The organism is Methanobacterium lacus, assembly GCF_000191585.1.
Classification (GTDB): Archaea; Methanobacteriota; Methanobacteria; order Methanobacteriales; family Methanobacteriaceae; genus Methanobacterium_B; species Methanobacterium_B lacus.
The window spans coordinates 2345706-2365248 of record NC_015216.1 but is presented as its reverse complement, the minus strand read 5'-3'; the positions used below and the strand labels follow the sequence as shown (position 1 = coordinate 2365248).

Below are 19543 nucleotides of genomic sequence, written 5' to 3'. Positions count from 1 at the left end.
ATTTACTTTAATTTTTTTTATCCATGAAAAAAAGATTTTTCAGAGCCTTTTTTTATATTCCAACTCTTTAAATGTGATATCAAATTTAGTTCCATGATTTGTTTCAAGGCTTATTACACCGTTGAGTTGATCTACTAGGTTAGTAACAAGTTTAAGTCCTAATGAATCTGTTTTCTGATAATCAACACTTTCAGGAATGCCAATACCGTCATCGGCAACTGTTAGTGTTAATGTGTTGTTGAAACTTTTGAAAATAATTTTTATAGAACCTTTCCCTTGTGGAAATGCAAATTTAAGGCTGTTTATCACAATTTCATTAATTATTAGTCCCAGGGGGATTGCTGTTTCCATATTCAATTCGATATTTTCGATCCTGAGGATTGGATTAATTGCACCGACTTTAACTCCGTAGGTATAAAAAATATCTGTAACCAAATGTTCAACATATTCTTTGAAGTTGATATGGCTTAGGTCCTTTGACATGTACAGTTTTTCGTGTATCATTGCCATTGATTTAATACGGCTTTGACTATCCTTCAGTATATCCTTGGATTCTTCCCCCTGAACATTGGCAATTTGCAGATTCAGTAGGCTGGATATGATCTGCATGTTGTTTTTTACTCTGTGGTAAACTTCCTTTAACAGGGCTTCCTTTTCATCTAAAGATTTTTTAAGCTGTATTTCATCCGATTTTCTCTGGGTTATATCTTCTGAAATCCCTAGAAGATATTTTGATCGTCCCTTTTCATCGATTAGTGGAATTTTTTTGGTATGCAGTATTCTTTCACCATTGTATCGGGTATCTATGATCTCTTCAGGAATATCAGATAATTCAGATTTTTTCAAAACTTCTAAATCATCTTTGATATAGGATCTTGCTTTATCCTCTGAAAATAGGTCATAATCGGTTTTTCCAATGATTTCATCCCTTCCATAACCCCAAATATTTTCTGTGGCCCGGTTAACCCTTTCAAACCGGAGTTCATCAGCTGTTTTCACGAATATCATGTCGGGAATGTTGTCGATAATGTTGTCTAGGAATTGTTCATTTTCTTTTAGGGATCGTTCCCTCATCTTAAGATCTGTAATGTCCTCTACAACAATTGCAATTCTTTCGATTTCAGATTCTTTTTTTATAAATGATAAATTGATTCTGATGAATTTTTTTTCACCCTTCTTATTGAAGTACTCCCACGCTGTTGGAATAGATTTTTCATTTAAAACTGCTTCAAATACTTCTTTAAAATCGTTTGAATTAATTTTCAATTCTCTATTTATATATTCCAGGTTTTCACCGATTAGTGGCTTGTTCATATCTCCGAATAGTTCTCGGGATTTTGGGTTGGCTTCGATGATGGTACCATTTTTATCTAGTAGTATGATTCCTTCTTCAGCAGTTTCAATAACGTACTTATATTTCTCCTGACTATCTTTCAGTGCATCATTAGCGGATTTTAGATCGGTAATGTCTTCAGAGAAAATGATTATACCACTAATACTGCCTGAAGGGGAGTACCATGGAATTGCCTCCCATTTAAGCCATTGAACTGTACCATCTAAACGTATAAATTTATCTTGGGAAGCTTGTTCTCTTGAACCTGCAAGAACTCGTTTATGTACTTGTCTCAATTTTTCTGTAATCTCTGGAAAGACATCGTAGTGGGATTTGCCAATGAGTTTGTAGCCTTCAATATTGTAATCTGCAATCCAACGATTACTGACTGAGATGTATCTCATTTCATTATCAAACATGGCAATTGATGCGGGTGCATTCTCAATGAAAAGCCTTAATTGTTCTTCTCTTTCTTTCAATGTTAGATTTATTTCCTTAAGTTTTATTTCAGAAGATTTAACTGATGTGATATCTCGTCCAACCACAACTGATCCTGTTATCTGACCTTTTTTATTCTTAATAGGGGCAAAACTGTAACTACCCCACCATTCTTCGCCAGTATCCTTTCTCTTTAAAAGATATTCCTCATTAAATTTGGTTTCTCCCCTTAAAGCTCGGGGCACTGCCCACATATCAAGTGATAATAATGTATTTTTCATCTCCATAAACTTCAAGAAAATCAGGATATTCATTTAAGGTTTTTTTAACATCTTTTTTTGATTTGAACTTGTGATAGGTTGCAAATGCTTTATTAAATTTTAAAAAATTTCCTTCATCATCCGATACGAATACTGCGTCTGGAATACTTTCAATAACAGATTCTAGCATGTTTTTTGTTTCTGTTAACTCCCATTCTATATTGGTTCGTTTTGTTATGTCTTTAGCAGTTCCTATCCATTCAATAATTTCTCCATTTGTATCTAGCACGGGCACTGCCCTAGATAATGTCTGGCCTATAGTACCATCTGCGGCTATGACTTTATGTTCCAGTTCGAATTTAGTTTTATCTTTAATTGCATTATTAATTGTAGTTAGAACTTTTTCTCTTTCTTCGGGAGGGATATAAGTGTTTATCCAGGATTTAGATGGATTGAGCGTGCTGTTTAAAAAATTTCGACCTTCTAAATGTTTCATTTCACCCCAATCTGGACTCATTATGTACACAGAATCAAAACTTGATTCTATCAGGGCGTGGTATCTTGATTCACGTTTCTCGAGTTTATTGATCCTATCTTTCAGCTCCTTTTCTTTCAAATGTTTCTGAAGGGCGAATTCAATGCTAGTTTTTAGTAATTCTGGATCAACGGGTTTGATAATCGTTCCAAAATAGTTAACTTGATCAACAACTTCTTGGTTAAATCCTTCTTCAGGAGTGCTGATGTAAATAAAAGGCAGATCAAGCTTGTTGATCATGGAGATAGTGGCTTCCAAGAATTTTTTGTTTAGTGAACTGTCTACTAAAATAATATCTGGTTTTAATTCCAATTTTTGTAGTCTCTTGACCATGGTAACAGAATGACCTAGAGATTCAATTGTAGTTTCTAGATCCTTTACAACTGAATCAACATTGCAAACCAGGAAAATCTTGATAGCTGAAATTTTTAATCTCCTACCAAATTTTTTTTTATTCATGAAGAGTATTTAAAATTCTGAATTTAATTTTGATTAAAAAAATTTATCTTCTATTATTAAATCCGTTGGTACTGAAAATAAATTTTTCTATATTCATTGTATGTAGAATGGTTGTTGAAGATTGAAACTGTAAAAATTGTACCTATTCTGATGGGTTTGGTCTATATGTTCCGATAGAAACAGGGTAATTATTCACTAAGTACTCAAGTAACAATTTTATCATGATAAAAAACAAGGATTTTCAAACGAAAAATTTGTAATTTTACAAATTATTTTAAATTTTTAGGAAAATTTTATTGCAAAATCATCTACTTCGTTATAGGCGAGTTTAAATAATTATGTGTTCGCAAAATATAGCTACTTCGTTATAGTCTTATTTTACGCAGTAAAATTATTATTAATATTTTAAATTATTAATACAAATTCTTGAAGAATGGATTTTTTATAATATCGTTTTAAGATCATCATAATTTATGAATATGCGGAGATTTTCTATAAATTAATGCGAAATCAATGGGCTCCGTATTGGGATCACATCCATCCCATATCCAATAATCTTCTAAATCAACTGGACTATCCATTCCACCATTTTTAGCAACCCTAAGCCAAATTCATTTTTTTACTCATTATATTACAGTTTTATTATAAATTTCTAAGATGAGCGAGTTACATATATAATATTAGATATGGATTTGTAATTCGGTAAATCAAATCCTACTTTGTTATTAGAATAGTCTAAATTAGTTACGATTGCAACTATCTTAAATTGTCTTCCAATATCTCCTTGGCTTCCTAAATATGCATTACATTTCCAAGTTCCATCTGTTTGAACATCAACCGAGATCGGATGTGTCGGAGTAGGTTGAATATACCATTCATAAGGCCCATCTCCACTTATGGGTTGTGGTTGAACTAGTAGATAAACTTTATCACCATTTTGGAGGTTTTTTACTTTGCCCGACACAGTAATATTTTGTTCAACATAATCATGATTTTGGGGTTGATTTATAAATATTATCGATTCTAATTGACCAACAACAATATTTATCATGCTATTCTTGTGAACTAATACATTATCCTTAGGATTTTGAGATAAAACTGTATTAACATAAGATGAGTTGTTTACGATTTTGTAAGTGACATTATATGTTAAACCAGTTTTATTCAATAAATTTTCAGCATCTCCTGAACTCTTACTAATAAGATTTGGTGTAGTAGCAAAATCATTTGAATAGAAATAATACGAAAATGCTATAGTAAAAACTATAAAAATGCTTAAAATCAATATAAAAGCTTTCATTGAGGTATTAAAATACCATTTAAATAATAGTAAAAATGTAACCATGACAAGACAAATGATTATAATACAAATTAACCAATATATTGCAGACTGATTTGTAAGAGATTGTGGAATAATATAGGAAATTAATAAACTAATCAAAATGATTAGTACACTAGAACCTAAGAATTTAGTTAATTCTTTCTCATCACTCATAATATCACTTTACGTTGAATTTATATAAAATGCGGTTATAGTTGGATAAAACTTTCCAGGATCAGATAGTTCTCGTTTCCCAGTAATGATTCCATACACAGTTATACTATTATTTGCATTTATACTAAGATCTCCCGTATGAAATACTGCTATTTTATCATTTGGTTCTTTATTTACATCTAAAATTATTAATTTGGAATCACCTTCTACATCTGTATGCTCTACAAAACCACTAAATTTAACTTTTTTTCCTTCATAATTATTAAAATTCTTATTCAATTCATAATATGAAATATCGCTACATGAGTTTTGAAATATATTCTGTGTATTATCTTCTAATGAATCGCTTATATAAAATGGATTCACTATCATTCCAATCAACAAAATAATTATTAAAGATTCCCAAAGAATCAATTTGGTATGTTCCTTACTTTCATCCACTTTTATGTAGTATTGTAAGATAAATCCTAAGAATGTGATTATGATTATAAAAAATATTCCATATGACAATGGAATTAAATGGGTGTTATATAATTCACTGAAAATAAAAACTACTATAAGAAAAGCAGTAACATGAATTAACCTTTTTTCAATTGGAGAAATATTCATTTATTTCATTAACCCCACAATTTAATAATCAATTACATTTGAACATAACCTTCATTTAATATATTGACAATATTAATAAAATAAACGGTTTTGAGTAAAAATTATAATATTATTATTTTCCCTAGAGACCATTTAATAAAATAATTGGTTATTAAAAAAATGCGAATTTTGTATATTATAATTATGTAATTCTACTAAAAAAAAATAATGATATTGTAATTCGTTTTTAGAAAGTTATTTTGATATTAGAATTAAAAAATAAGTAATATAGTAACTCCTTGGTGAAGATATCTATATTTAACGCCATAATTATTATAATATTATTCGAATAATTTTATGAATTTCATTGTTTTGAGATATATTGAGATATTCTTTGAACATTTTGTCTCGGAGTTTGTATTTTCCTCTAGATTTCTTATTAGTAAGTTATTTTCCTGTCACATTTTTATAAATTACATTTTGAATGAATTTTAAATAGAAAAGTATTAATATTTATTTTATTAATTATATTTATTTATTATTGGGGGCGGGAATTTATGAATGGTGGTATAGTTCGTACTAGGTTTATGTTAGTTATTTTGATTTTTATTTTGTTTAGTGTTTTGGGGACTGTTTCTGCAAAGGATGTGTCTAAACCTGCAGTTGTTTCTATGGATCCTGTAAATAATAGTTGTATTTTATCTGGAAGTCCTGTGTTAAAAGTTGTATTTTCTGAAAACATAAAATTAGGGACAGATTATGTGGAGCTTAGAAACAGCAATAAAAAAGACATTCCAATAAACAAAAGTTTAAACAATTCAATTTTGACAATTAAACCCAATACTATTCTCACCAATGGCAGCAAATATACATTGTATTTGCATAGTGGTAGCTACACTGATTTTGCTGGCAATTCCATGAATATTTACAGCACTTGTTTCACAGTTAAAACCGCTCCAAGCTATCAGATTTATCTTGAAAAGATTCAGACAGACATGAAAATAAAAGGTAAATCAGTTTATGCTGAGTATGCAATTTATCAAAAACCAACAAACAGCACCACATGGAATAGATATCTATTTAATCATATTGTTAACAAGGCAAAAACAGGAGTTAACGGACCTGAAAACGATTACCGTATCTCCAAATTACAAAACGTAGTATTAAATGACAATACAAAAAATTTACAAATAAAAAGCAGTACAGACCTCACATCACCAGGTAATTGGGAAAAAGCAGTGCTATTAACTGGTAAGTCGGAAAAAATTGGGGGTATGCACGGATACGAAAACTATACAGAAATAGTATTTTATAAAGATGGTAAACTCTTATTCCCAAACATTAACAACCCCATAACGAAGTGTAAGAATCTGCAGATTAAAGAAACTTCAAATCTTTTCAACCCAAATAATCCTTCACAAATCGTTGCAAAAACCATTACAACATATGAATGGAATGGTGAAGCATTAAAAATCCAAAATATTTACAACTGGAAAATCAACACTACTGTATTGGAAGCCTATGTAGCAATGTTCCCCACAAAAAACAGCCCTACAGTAACTAGTGAAGGAAAAATAAACGGATTATTGACGGAAAATTTCCAAACACGAACAACAGATCTCCATGGAAATTCAGCAATAGCTGTTGTATGGAACAATTTAAACAATCTCCACATGAGCATGGAAATAACAAATCCAATTATAGCATTTAACAACTACTCAAATACTGGGAACACCACACATGGAGAAACATGGTTTAGAACAGCAAGCTCATACATCAAACTATACATGAGCAGAGTATGCCAACCAAAAACCGAAAAAATTACCCCAAACACAACTTGGAACATCCAAACAACATACAAAGTATGGAACACATAAGCAAATCCACAATTTCAACGAAATAGTGATTCATATTCAATTTTAGTTTCATTAACTAATTTTTATTTTGAATTTTATATCTGTATTATTAATTTCATAAAAAATAATCCGAAAATAATAAATATAACTTTCATTAAACTACAGACGAAATGGAATAATGATAACTTCGTTATAATATGTAGTCAAATTGAATTTTATATTTTAATCTGGGGGGATTAATTAAATGGGATTAAATAAGAAAAGTTTATTTTTTGTAATGATTATTTTTGTATTTTTAATATTATTTACAGGTTCAGTATCTGCGACTGACACCACTGCTCCAACAGTGACTAATGTTGATCCGGCTAGTGGTACATCAAATGTTCCAGGGAATAAAGTAATTAACGTTACTTTCAGTGAGCCTATGCAACATGGTTATGATAGTGTTGAATTGAAGGACAGCAATAGTAATGTTATTCCAATTACTCAGTCGTTAGGTAGTAGGGTTTTAACAATTACACCGAATGACTACTTGGATCATGGAGGTTACACCCTTATTTTACATACTGGTTGTTATAAAGATCTTGCAGGTAACAATTTAGCTGTGTATACATCAACTTTTACGGTTGAAAGCACAGCACCAACAGTCATAGCTGTCGATCCTGATGATGATGCTACGGGGATACCGGGAAATAAACAAATTAAAGTCAGTTTCAGTGAGCCTATGCAACAGGGTAATAGACTTGTTGATTTGAAGGATAGTAACGGTAATGTTATTCCAATTACTCAATCATTGGGAAGCAGAGTGTTAACAATTACTCCTAATGACTATTTAAATCACGGAACATACACATTAACCTTACATACGGGCTGTTATAATGATTTAGCTAATAATTATCTAAATTTATGGTCCTCAAATTTTGCAGTTGAAAGTACAGCACCAACAGTCACAGATATCGATCCAGATAACGGTGCAACAAATATACCTGCAACTAAAATAATCAATGTCACTTTCAGTGAACTTATGCAACAGGGTAATAGACTTGTTGATTTGAAGGATAGTAACGGTAATGTTATTCCAATTACTCAATCATTGGGAAGCAGAGTGTTAACAATTACTCCTAATGATAATTTAAATCACGGAACATACACACTAACATTACATAGTGGTTGCTATAATGATTTAGCTAATAACTATCTGAATGTATGGTCCTCAACCTTTACAGTTGAAAGCACAGCACCAACCGTCACAGATATCGATCCAGATAACGGTGCAACAAATATACCAATCAATAAACAAATCAAAGTAACTTTCAGTGAAACAGTGCAAAGTGGTACAGGATCAGTTCAATTGAAGGATAGTAATAATAATATTGTTTCTATTACTAAATCATTGGCTAATAAAGTTTTAACTATTATTCCAAGTAATCTAAGTCCAGGACCATATATTCTTTATCTATATAATGGATGTTACAAGGATTTAGCAAATAATAATTTAGCAACATTCACCTCTAGTTTTACTGTAGATAATATTCCACCCAGTGTAATCAGTTGTGATCCTGTTAATAATGCTGTTAATGTTCCTTTAAATAAAACAATTTTAGTTACTTTTAATGAACCTATAATTGGTGGCAATAATCAGATAGAATTAAGGGACAATAATGGTTCTACAATCTCTACAGTAAATACAATAAATGGAAATGTGTTAACCATAACACCAAGTACATTATTTAGTTATGGGAAGATTTATACATTACATTTACTTGCAGGAAGTTACAAGGATTTGGCTGGGAACTTGTTAGGGGATTATAATTACAGTTTTGCAGCTAGAAACTTAGTTTTAAATTTAAATACAAATCAAACTTATTCCACTATTCAAGACGCCGTTAATGATGCTTCACCAAATGACATTATTCAACCACTAAGTGGAACTTATATAGAAAATATTTTAATTAGCAAAACACTTACTATAATGCCGGTTTCTGGTTCTAGAGTAATAGTTCAAGCTTTAATATCATCTAGTCCTGTTTTTAATTTAACTAGTAACGGCATAATTATTCAAGGGATGACCATCAGGGGATCTACTAATAATCAATCAGCAGTATACATAAATTCTGGTGCTTCAAACTGCATAATCAATGGTAACACCATTACAAACAACTATGTGGGAATAAATAATGTATTGTCAAACAATACTAGGATAACAAACAACAACATCACAAACTATAGTTATATGGGAATCAACATGGGAAAAGATCATTTATATACAAATAACACCTTGATTCAAAACAATATTATAACCACGGGACTTTCAGGAATTACCTATGGAATTCACTTTGGAGATTGTAAAAACACAACTATCATAGGTAATTCTATTTTATGGGAAGGTAGTAGCACAACAGGTGTTACAAGTCTGGGTATAAATGCTCAAGATTCAACTGCTAATATAAATTTCAATCGTATAGCTGGATTCACATATTGTGGATTACGAGATCAAAATAGTACAGTCAATTATTCAAATAATTGGTGGGGAACAAACAATCCAATCTATTTCACTAATGGAGACTCCAATGGAGATGTTTGTGATCCAAACGCAATTTCAAATCCATACCCATATTTAAAATTGAAAATCTCATCAAACAAAAATCCTACTGGCCTAAATAATACCTGTTCTATTACTGCAGATCTGACTCATGATAACAATGGTAAAAATACCTCCAATTCTGGAAGTTTACCCGATGGAATTCCTATTAACTTTACATCTACATTAGGAACTATTGCAAACCCTGGTTATACAAGATATGGTAAAGCTGTAACTACATTCACAGGGTCAATTTATGGCAATGCTACTATTAATGCAACCTTAGACAACCAAATAGTATCCACAATGGTCAATTTAGTTAAAGTTTATAACAACAGAACATTAGCAAGTTACACAAATATACAATCCGCAATAGATGATGCTCTAAGTGGCGATACTATTATCGTCGAAGATGGAACTTATAATGAAAATATTACCCTGAATAAAAAATTGACTCTTAAATCTGATGTTAACAGTAATTCAATTATTAAAGGAGTAGTAACTATTAGTTCCAATGGAAGTAATTCTGTGCTTCAGGATTTAATAGTGAATGGCCATGTTAATTTATTTGCAAACAATTGTAATATTATTGGGAATAGGATTATTGGAAATGGTTCATCGGGAGTTATTGCTTCAACTTCCATTAATAACTTCATTTTCAACAATACTATAACTGCCAATGGTTATGATGGAATCAACAGCACATTTAGTAACAATACCTATTCCGGCAATGAAATATTTGGGTGTCATAGTGGAATTTATTCGTATTATTCTGCTGATACAATTGATGGTAATGATTTGACTGGTAACTACTATGGTATTTGGACTTACAATGCTGCGGATTTAATTCATTTTAATAGAATATCTGGAAACACATATGGTCTTAGAAATGATTTAGGAATTGTGGATGCGACTGATAATTGGTGGGGTAACAACAATGATCCATCAACCGAATCTAGTAATATTAATCTTGTAAGTGGATCAGTAAACTCCTCTTCATGGTTAGTTTTAAGTGTAAATACTTCATCTACAAATTCTGGTGGAAAAACGAGTGTAACAGCTGATTTAACTCATGATAATACTGGATCAGATACATCTTCAAATGGTCATATTCCTGATGGTATTCCTGTAAATTTCAATACGAACTTTGGAACAATTATTGGCACGGCTTATACATTGAAAGGGAAATCCAGTACTATCTTAAATTTAGGTACAACACAAAATGCTACAGTTACATGTAATGCAACCCTTGATAATCAGAATGTATCAACAACAAGCTTAATAATCACAGGTGTGGCAGTACTAAATATTACAAGCACAGCAGTTGACAATGCTACAGGATCACCACTGAATACCACATATACTATTCCCTTAAATAACTCTGTGACATGGTTGAGTGTTTTATGGATTAACAGGGGCATGTTTACGGATGAAATGCAAATAATAATAGATGGAGTAGTAGTTCAAGATAAATACTTTACCAATCCAGCTTATACAAAATGGCAAAATAGTTATCCAACATCACTTTTTGATGCTATCAAATATGTTAACCAGCATTTGCCATTTATTGCCACAACTGAATTACCTACATTCTGGAATAACCTCACAACACAATATAACCTAACAAGTGAAGAACTAACCTTCATCAAGAATCATTCCCAAGATTTTACAGATAATATAACGTTTGATATAGTTTATTCTGGATCACCCGGATTGAAACTAAATGTAACTGACTCACATTCAAATATTTTTAATTTGAACTTCCCGGGAAATGCTATTAAAAGGACTAGTCAAGTTATATATGTCGGTTCTCAAGGGGAAGGTGTGAAGAGTTTTGCTATAGCAACAACAGATGTGACTGCTGATGTTTTACAATACTGGTGGAATCAATATTCCAGTTATCAAACTGGGGATGTTAAGAATGTTGCTTACAATACTTTTCTAACAGCATTAACAGTTGAATATCTTCACGACCAAATCGCAGACAATATTACAACTTTATTGAATGTTACTTGGAGTCGTACTAGCCCTATCATAGTTTCTGTTGCTGAGGATCCACAGCAGATTTATGTGACTTTAGAGTGTGATCATGGTATGGGGATGACAGTAGTAGGACAATTTGAAGACATTTATGTATTTAACTTTATGACATCGTTTTATATTTCAAATATTGAAGATGATGTAATGAGTAATGCATATAACTTGAGTTTTAATTCTGTGACAATGGATTTACTCTACAGATACAATAATAATAAGAATGACTTGGAAAGCATTGAAGAAGACGGATTCATTATAGTAAAGTCCATATCAAATGATAATTTCTTGGTGTTTGACTCAGAAACAGGCATGGTAAGGGATATAGATACTGTTCATAATTTTTATGGAGGTTATTATTTCTATAAGCAAACTACAAACATGATTAATTACATTACACTAATAGGATTTAAATATTTATATTGGCAAATATCAAATCCGTGGGATTTGGGGAACTTCCAATTTCTTTGGAATGGAACCGGAAACGTTTTTATCTCTAGTAATGGTAAATTTCTAGCTGATATCAGTGCTGATAATATATTGGAAATTACAGGACCTATGGGATCAAAAACTGTTGTAGGGACGCAAGGAGCTTTGGATATTACAGATATTCTTGATGCAAATGCAGGTCTTCAAAATCTTCACCTTATACTTACAGATACGGATCAAGGCTTTATTGCAACTAGCCCATTATATATACTCTGGGCAGGTATAGATAGACAAGACCTAGAATTACCTCAACTCTTCCCCACTCCGTCATTTACTTGGCCTCCATCACCATTTCCTCCATTACCATTACCACCGGCCAACTTCCCACCAACCCCATGGGATCAAAATTCTCCAGAAATTCCAATAGACCCAAACACAGTTTTTAAAGATTTCTGGAGAGACACAATAAACCCATTTATATCAATACACAACTATATACTAAAGTCCCAAGATTTACCTCCTAACGCACAAATACCTCCAGGTTCACTATATATAGTAATACATACCCCTTTCAACGATGCAGAAGGTAACCCCTATTATTACATTCCATGGATTCAGCCAGGAGGAGCATGATATCGAAAAATGTAAGTGGACAGTATAAATATGTTTATTTCATATTAGGCTTGGACACTTCATTTTTTTATAGTATTTGAGTTATAATGAATACGGAGAGATATTGTATGAGATTAAGTCCGATAAAATCTATTACATTAGGATTCCTAACATTTTTTATTATTTATATTTTCATTATTAACTTAATGATTCGATTGGGATTTATATTTGATAATATTACTTTAGCATTTTCATTAGTAGTTGGGAGTTGTATAGCCACTTATTATACTAAAGAAAAAAAAATACAATATGGAATTTATGTAGGTTTAATTTGGGCAGTTTTAGGATTAGTACCTCTATTAAGCTTTGGTTTCCCTGCAGATTTATCAAATCTAATAATTAACTTTTTAACTTTTATAAAAATAATTATGATGGCCATTATAGGTAGTTACTTGGCAATAGTAATTGGTAAACATCAAAAATATAAACATGAAAACTTTTAATGAACTTTATAAGGTTAAGGGGTGAAAAATCATGTCAAACGCAATGGGTGTAATTGTTGCATATGGTACTTCTCATTTAACATCAAATCAACAAATAACCGAGTTAATTATAATTTTAATAACTTTATTGATAATTATATTATTAATCCGGAGATATGATAAAAAAATAACCATCGAAACAAAATAGACTGTCATACAAATTAAAAAAACATCCAATCTTTCGGTTCAATTATTCAAATAATATATAAAATGATATTTAAACAAAATCATTCATAAAATTGAGTTTAGGAATAATGGGGAGTTATTGTTATTATAAACATTATAATTTTATCACCATTTTAGAGAGGAAAGTTGTGATCATATGAATAGATCGAATTCATTGATATGTTTAGTATTAATTTTAATTTTTTGTCATTTTCTTAAGAATAATCATCAGAAAATTTGAGTTAAGTTATTATCTATAATATTTTCTACATTACAACTTTAATTTCAATTGAAAACAGAAAAACAGAATCCTAAACTTAACAAATTATTTTTAAAAAAAAATCTACAAAAACCTGACTTAAAAATTTAAAAAAAACAAGGGTTTCTACAAAGCCAAAATTTAATAAAAGATTTCACGATTCTAGAATATCATCCAATATGGGATGATTAATGGAATAGATTCAAGAGTGTCTTGAGCACAATAATAGTCGAATAAAAGAAAAAAAAATGGGGAGATAAACAATGAGGGGGAATTTCTTTGTAATTGGACTAATGTTATTTACATTGGTCTGTTAGGAGGTAGTAGTTCTGTATTTGCTACAAATGGGCTGGCAGAAATAAACCACTATACCAATCAATCATATGTGTATGATCATTCTGTTTATATGAGGAAACAACAGTCTGATGCTGATGGAGCACAATATGTAATCTATCAAAAACCTACTGATAACAACAACAGTAGATGGATAAAATACATGTTTTATCAACAAAAAAATCCTGAAACCAATAAATTTGAATACAAGCTTGTTGGCATTGCAAATGTTACATTGATGAATAAACAATCCACATTCAGTAAATTTCGCAGCAACAAATAAAACATCCTATATAACAGCAGGAAATCCAACAAACGGACTTAGTGATCTAAACTATGAAGGACGATTTTATCCAGGATATTCATATGATTTACAAGCAACAGCATTTTATTTCAGATATTCGGATTCAACATACCTTAATGTAGTATTTACTCCAAATATAAATACACCTCTTTCAGCAATGGATGTTCTATCAGCAAAACAAGTAGCAAACATTGTACTATCGGGAACAAATACCATAATTGGTACTCTATCAACAGTATGGACATGGGATGGTCAAAAATTCAATATCGATTAAAAATACACTTGGAAAGCTGTAAATAACGTTACAGACATCGAAGCAGGAAATATGCCAATACAATCTAATGCTCAACAAACTTATTCTGGATATATCGAAGATAGTCCAAATACAATAACTTACTACAAAGACGACAAAACTACAGTTTCAGTTCACAGCCTTGAAAATTGTTATTGGAACGAATCAGATCCTGTACATGATATATGGAGCTTCACTTCAATCACTAATGTATTAACAAAATCGCTTCCCGCATTTGATGATAGTACATCATTTATAACACAAATTAACGATGTACTTGAAGTTGCATACGACTACATAATATCTGTGACAAACTAAGTGGTTTAAAACCACATTTTTTTTAGGCAAACTACGATAAACTTATTTTAGAATAATAATAAGAAAAAGAATTTAATAATTGTTCAAAAATAAAACTTATTTTATAATGTTTAACAGTTGCCTCAATTACATTTGTAATATCTAAAATTACTTTTTTTCTTTATGCATAAGGATCTAAAGATAAAATTATCATTGCAACCAAAAACTGAAAAAGTCACCTCAAACACAACATGGAACATTTAAACAACATACAAAGTGTGGAACACATAAACAAATCCGAATTATAACAAGATAATACATAAACTATTTATATTCAAATTTTTATTACCACTAAATTTATTTAAAGTTCTAGATTATCTAAGTATTAATAATTTCATAAAAAATAATCCGAAAATAATAAATATAACTTTCATTAAACTACAGACGAAATGTAATAATGATAACTTCGTTATAATATTAAGTCAAATTGAATTTTATATTTTAATCTGGGGGGATTAAATAAATGGGATTAAAAAAGAAAAGTATATTTTTTGTAATGATTATTTTTGCATTCTTAATATTATTTACAGGTTCAGTATCTGCAACTAACGATACCACAGCCCCGACTGTTACAGATATCAATCCAGATACGGGTGCAACAAATGTACCGGGAAATATAATAATCAATGTCACTTTCAGTTAATAATCAAAAAATACCTTTAATATTATGGATTTATTGAATATAAGGAAGTAATTTAACAAATTAATTTAATAAATTATTTTTTTATAAAAAAAAGACAGGATATGTTATTATTGGACTATATTAATTAAAGAATTCTCTAAGGAAAAAAACAAGATAGGAGTCATAGCTCTAATTGGCAGAGCCCCCTCCATTGCAAAGAGGGACTACGGGTTCGATCCCCATTGATTCCAATTGCAACATTGTTGCAACCAAATAGTAGATTAAATCAAAAGAGTAACGGAGGAAAAATGATAAAAAATGTTTTTTTAATGTTACTGATGCTGGCATTGATTACCAGCATTGGGGGAATAGAAGGGGTTTCAGCAACTAATCCTTGCGAAACTCATATAGGAACAAACGAAAGTTTTTCATATGCACACAATGTATACATGAGAAATCAAGCAGATGGACAATATGTGATTTATCAGAAACCCAAAGGGTACAATAATACAAAATGGATCAAGTATTTGTTTTATAGAGTACAGGATGACAGCAGATTACTTGATACATATAAATTAGTAGAAATACAAAATGTAACTTTGGTAAATAACAATTTATATAGCGTAAACTTCCCTAGAACATCAGTTGCATCTGTTATGGCTGGAACAACTAGTGAAGAAATGGGAAGGGGTTTTGAAAGCCATGTTATATTGATTTCAGATGATGGTTCAGATATAGGAGTTAACAGTGGAACGATATTATCGTCAATAAACTTTTATCATGAAAGTAATAGCTTTACACCAAATGGCGACCTTAGTGGACTTGCAAAATTGCAGATAATAATCAAAAACAATCTTTATCAGGGTTCAATGATTGCTGGAAATTCTACAACAACCTACACGTGGAATGGAGAGACTTGTACAATTGCAACAGTGGATAAATGGACAAAGGTACTAAGTGATACAGAAATTGCATCAGGAAAGCTAGCTGTATTACACGGGGCCGCATCTACAATGAGTCCAGATGATAATGGTGGTGTATTTAACAGGGACCCTTCAAACAAAATCTATGCCCATCCCGGTGTGAACTCAACAATCATAGGTGAATCAGGAGGAAATGTTATTGGCTATGGGTGGTTTTCTGATGTAACGACAGAAGGTTGGACTCTAGCACTTTATGAGCATTATGATGTAGCAGTTAATACTGTGATGAGTTTCCTATATACCATAACAGCATATGTAACAGGTTAAACCTATTAACCTAGAATTTTTAAACCTTTTTAATTTATTTATTTTTTTAATTTAGTCTATTTTTGGAATAGTATATTTGATTTCAGATATAAGTTTTGGTCAGATAAGGGAATTCAAACATTCTAGTTTGGTTTGGATTGTTCATAGGCGGTTTTTAATTTATTTTGTTAAAGGAGATCATATCAACTAAGGATTTATATGAAATTCTCATAATCTTAGTCATCCTTAAACTAAAATACATATATTGGACAATTAATTGCTGAATTGTCGTAATGATAATTAATTGTAATGTCAATAGTTGCTGGAATGGCCAGATAAACATTATTTATCAAATTATAATTTATAAAATTATGTAATGTGTCTTACACCATTATTTCGTAAATTCAGCATCTTCACTGACTTTGGTTCTGTATTTAATCTTACTCTAAGCCATAATCTACAATAAATAACTCTGGCTGATAAGAAGTAGTATCCCCATTATTTCAACACTGTCAATATTCCCATATCCCCAACTAGCTCTGCATAGCCTATTATCTATCCTCAATTTTCCAATTTAAATAATTCACGACATACTTGAGATTATCATCAAATAAAAAGGAAATATGATACTATAGAACGAATTGCTAATTAGGAAGTAGTTTCAATAAATAAAGTGAAAAAGTACTAATTTATGTTTTTTTTAGGTTTTTTATATAATTACGATAATTAAAAAAACAATATCATGATTTTTGATAGGGTCTTCCTTGATTTTGACGCAGAGAATGAAGAAGCACGAAAAATTAAAAATAAGCTGATTAAACTCAGATGTTATGGATTAAATTATAAAAAATCTTTTCAAAATAAACTCCAGGAAAAATTACAAAAATTAGTAATAAATGAGAAAATATCTAAACCTGCAGTAGACAAGGCTAAAGACTTTGTACAAAATTTTAAAGAAACATTTGGAAAGCCCCCAATCCTATTTTTCAGTGGATTTAAAGGTTGTCACGCTTACTTATTTTTTAAGCCTGTGGAGTTTCAAAATATTAACTTAGCCATTTCATGGTTTGCAAAAAATACTAAAAAAGCATATAATTATTCTACCTTGATTTATCTGTGACTAATGATGCCAAGGCCAGACTCTCAAGAGTTCCCTACAGCAAACACCAATTAACTGACCTAATAGTGGTGCCATTCTAGCTTTCTGATGATTATGAAGATATAATGGTTAGATCATTAGATCCACATATCAAAAATTTTGATGTTGTGAAATATCGAACAAATTTATATAAACACCTACAAAAAATTGATGAAATAGAATATTACAATTCAAAAATTAGAAAAACAACCTCAAAACCGAAGAGGACCACAGGAAATAATTTTAAAAGTGTTGAAGATCAACGAATATTATTCAGACAAATCCTAGGAGTACCTGTTCATGAGTATCCAGAAAAGGAATATGTGATGTATAACTGCCCATTCCATGACCATGAAGATAAAAACCTTCTTTTAGCGTTAATAAAAATGGATATTACTGTTACGGATGTGGTAGAAAAGGTAATTATTGGCAATTTTTTTTAGACTACTACACATGGAATCATGTAATGCAATTTGATTTTAAAAATAGAAAAATTCATTCATTATTAGACTGTTGGTACTCTTTATAAATTATTAGATTTTAGAATCTACTACTGCTTTTTCAAGTATTTTTTCAGCTTCGGATGTAAGATCTTTAGATGAATTAAGCTCTTTAATTAAATCATCCAATATCGACACCATACGTTTTTTAGCTAGATTTATATCCCTAGATATACATGGAAGGTTATAAACTGTATCTCTTAAACCTTGTATACCTGCTAATGCGGGTATAATACTACTTTTTATTCCTTGCACATTAATAAGTGAATTTGAAATCTCTTCCTTATTTACATCTGGGAAATCATTTAGTATCGCTGCAGCACGGGCATAATAATCAATACCTATAGAAAATGAATCCGAAAATACAGGTATTTCCGGCGCTACACGTTTGACAAATTGTTCCATATCTTCAGCAGTTTTGATTCTTAATAATATTACCCTTCAAAAAAATAGCAATGTAGAATCTAAATTTTTAGTTAATTTTTTTATATAAATCACAAACATGGAATTCGTCTACTTTTATATATAAAAACTTACAATCTGCATTTACACCATTAAAAGATCTTTTATTGTAATATTTGCATTTTGTACAGTTATCAACAGAATCCGTTTTTCTGAAGTTAAATTTACGATCCGAACCTTTAGAATCGAAATACATCCAAATTAGTCCAATAATAATAATTATGATTGCACCAAGACTAAAATTATAACTTGGATCATGTACAATTCGAGTAACTAAAAAAGCAATCACACCTATTATAATAATGATAATGCTTATGTACGATTTCATTTTACCTCTAAAAGTTCATTATTTTTTTTAATTTATGGGTTTGTAGAAACCCATTTTTTAGTTGATTTGTGTTGATCTGTAGATATTGTATATTGTGTTTTTAAGTTTTATTTCTTTGTTTGATAGTTATGTGGTTCTGCTGTGGTTGTAACGTTGAATTTTCTTTTTATTGTTCAAGTAAAAACGAAACCTAAAACTAAATCTTTTTTATTTACAAAAAAATCCATAATAAATCTCGACTTCGAATAAAAAAAAAATTAGGGTTTCTACAAAGCCATTATTTAATTGTAAATTATTTCATCAATAATTTGTAAGTGTTTAAAAAAATTGTCTATATTTTTCAACTTCTAAATTTTCAATATAAAGTTGTAAAGATTGGCCATTACATCTTC

At 30.4% G+C, this 19543-nt stretch carries 15 protein-coding genes and 1 pseudogene; 11 read left to right on the top strand and 5 right to left on the bottom strand.

Features of this window, described 5'->3' with window-relative positions; all coding sequences use genetic code 11:
- Positions 1 to 39: 39 nt before the first annotated feature.
- The 4 genes from METBO_RS11470 to METBO_RS11455 all read right to left on the bottom strand — a co-directional run bounded on the left by METBO_RS11470 (position 40) and on the right by METBO_RS11455 (position 5129).
- The gene (locus tag METBO_RS11470) at positions 40 to 2052 is read right to left on the bottom strand and encodes a PAS domain-containing sensor histidine kinase (protein WP_048186466.1); all 2013 of its coding nucleotides are present in this window, start codon (positions 2050 to 2052) and stop codon (positions 40 to 42) included.
- The gene (locus tag METBO_RS11465; protein ID WP_013645884.1) at positions 2027 to 3025 is read right to left on the bottom strand and encodes a PAS domain S-box protein; all 999 of its coding nucleotides are present in this window, start codon (positions 3023 to 3025) and stop codon (positions 2027 to 2029) included. The genes METBO_RS11470 and METBO_RS11465 overlap by 26 nt, the downstream gene beginning before the upstream one ends.
- Before the next feature lie 652 nt (positions 3026 to 3677).
- Positions 3678 to 4520: a PASTA domain-containing protein gene (locus METBO_RS11460; RefSeq protein ID WP_013645883.1), complete on the bottom strand. Its 843-nt coding sequence runs from the start codon at positions 4518 to 4520 to the stop codon at positions 3678 to 3680.
- A gap of 9 nt (positions 4521 to 4529) precedes the next feature.
- Positions 4530 to 5129: a hypothetical protein gene (locus METBO_RS11455; protein WP_013645882.1), complete on the bottom strand. Its 600-nt coding sequence runs from the start codon at positions 5127 to 5129 to the stop codon at positions 4530 to 4532.
- Between the two features lie 590 nt (positions 5130 to 5719).
- Here METBO_RS11455 and METBO_RS11450 point away from each other — a divergent pair.
- The 11 genes and pseudogenes from METBO_RS11450 to METBO_RS14140 all read left to right on the top strand — a co-directional run.
- The gene (locus tag METBO_RS11450; protein ID WP_158304914.1) at positions 5720 to 6985 is read left to right on the top strand and encodes an Ig-like domain-containing protein; all 1266 of its coding nucleotides are present in this window, start codon (positions 5720 to 5722) and stop codon (positions 6983 to 6985) included.
- A 223-nt stretch (positions 6986 to 7208) separates the two neighbouring features.
- Positions 7209 to 12641 (top strand): Ig-like domain-containing protein, encoded by a 5433-nt coding sequence (locus tag METBO_RS11445; protein ID WP_013645880.1) that lies wholly within the window; start codon positions 7209 to 7211, stop codon positions 12639 to 12641.
- Positions 12642 to 12748: 107 nt separating this feature from the next.
- Positions 12749 to 13123, top strand: coding sequence for a hypothetical protein (locus tag METBO_RS11440; protein WP_013645879.1), 375 nt, complete (start codon positions 12749 to 12751; stop codon positions 13121 to 13123).
- 31 nt (positions 13124 to 13154) lie between these two features.
- On the top strand, positions 13155 to 13310 hold the full coding sequence (locus METBO_RS13790) for a hypothetical protein (RefSeq protein ID WP_013645878.1): 156 nt from the start codon (positions 13155 to 13157) through the stop codon (positions 13308 to 13310).
- 682 nt (positions 13311 to 13992) lie between these two features.
- Positions 13993 to 14202: a hypothetical protein gene (locus METBO_RS11435; RefSeq protein ID WP_048186465.1), complete on the top strand. Its 210-nt coding sequence runs from the start codon at positions 13993 to 13995 to the stop codon at positions 14200 to 14202.
- Positions 14203 to 14548: 346 nt separating this feature from the next.
- Positions 14549 to 14833 (top strand): hypothetical protein, encoded by a 285-nt coding sequence (locus METBO_RS11430; protein ID WP_013645877.1) that lies wholly within the window; start codon positions 14549 to 14551, stop codon positions 14831 to 14833.
- Positions 14834 to 15368: 535 nt separating this feature from the next.
- Positions 15369 to 15515, top strand: a complete 147-nt coding sequence (locus METBO_RS13785) for an Ig-like domain-containing protein (RefSeq protein ID WP_158304913.1) — start codon at positions 15369 to 15371, stop codon at positions 15513 to 15515.
- Positions 15516 to 15832: 317 nt separating this feature from the next.
- A complete protein-coding gene (locus METBO_RS11420; protein ID WP_158304912.1) occupies positions 15833 to 16744 on the top strand; it encodes a hypothetical protein in 912 nt (303 codons plus the stop codon).
- A gap of 721 nt (positions 16745 to 17465) precedes the next feature.
- Entirely contained in the window at positions 17466 to 17843 is a 378-nt protein-coding gene (locus METBO_RS11415; RefSeq protein WP_013645874.1) for a hypothetical protein, read from the top strand.
- A gap of 104 nt (positions 17844 to 17947) precedes the next feature.
- Positions 17948 to 18304, top strand: coding sequence for a hypothetical protein (locus METBO_RS13990; RefSeq protein ID WP_013645873.1), 357 nt, complete (start codon positions 17948 to 17950; stop codon positions 18302 to 18304).
- A pseudogene (locus METBO_RS14140) lies at positions 18274 to 18390 on the top strand (hypothetical protein); the annotation flags it as partial. The gene METBO_RS13990 and the pseudogene METBO_RS14140, both read left to right, overlap by 31 nt.
- A gap of 4 nt (positions 18391 to 18394) precedes the next feature.
- On the opposite strand, the gene METBO_RS11405 reads toward METBO_RS14140, so the two are convergent.
- Positions 18395 to 18766, bottom strand: a complete 372-nt coding sequence (locus METBO_RS11405) for a hypothetical protein (RefSeq protein ID WP_013645872.1) — start codon at positions 18764 to 18766, stop codon at positions 18395 to 18397.
- Positions 18767 to 19543 lie beyond the last annotated feature (777 nt).

Coding starts and splice junctions, on each gene's coding strand:
- METBO_RS11470 (WP_048186466.1), bottom strand. CDS start 2,052: ATGAAAAATACATTATTATCACTTGATATGTGGGCAGTGCCCCGAGCT.
- METBO_RS11465 (WP_013645884.1), bottom strand. CDS start 3,025: ATGAATAAAAAAAAATTTGGTAGGAGATTAAAAATTTCAGCTATCAAG.
- METBO_RS11460 (WP_013645883.1), bottom strand. CDS start 4,520: ATGAGTGATGAGAAAGAATTAACTAAATTCTTAGGTTCTAGTGTACTA.
- METBO_RS11455 (WP_013645882.1), bottom strand. CDS start 5,129: ATGAATATTTCTCCAATTGAAAAAAGGTTAATTCATGTTACTGCTTTT.
- METBO_RS11445 (WP_013645880.1), top strand. CDS start 7,209: ATGGGATTAAATAAGAAAAGTTTATTTTTTGTAATGATTATTTTTGTA.
- METBO_RS11440 (WP_013645879.1), top strand. CDS start 12,749: ATGAGATTAAGTCCGATAAAATCTATTACATTAGGATTCCTAACATTT.
- METBO_RS13790 (WP_013645878.1), top strand. CDS start 13,155: ATGTCAAACGCAATGGGTGTAATTGTTGCATATGGTACTTCTCATTTA.
- METBO_RS11435 (WP_048186465.1), top strand. CDS start 13,993: ATGAGGAAACAACAGTCTGATGCTGATGGAGCACAATATGTAATCTAT.
- METBO_RS11430 (WP_013645877.1), top strand. CDS start 14,549: ATGCCAATACAATCTAATGCTCAACAAACTTATTCTGGATATATCGAA.
- METBO_RS13785 (WP_158304913.1), top strand. CDS start 15,369: ATGATTATTTTTGCATTCTTAATATTATTTACAGGTTCAGTATCTGCA.
- METBO_RS11420 (WP_158304912.1), top strand. CDS start 15,833: ATGCTGGCATTGATTACCAGCATTGGGGGAATAGAAGGGGTTTCAGCA.
- METBO_RS11415 (WP_013645874.1), top strand. CDS start 17,466: ATGATTTTTGATAGGGTCTTCCTTGATTTTGACGCAGAGAATGAAGAA.
- METBO_RS13990 (WP_013645873.1), top strand. CDS start 17,948: ATGGTTAGATCATTAGATCCACATATCAAAAATTTTGATGTTGTGAAA.
- METBO_RS11405 (WP_013645872.1), bottom strand. CDS start 18,766: ATGGAACAATTTGTCAAACGTGTAGCGCCGGAAATACCTGTATTTTCG.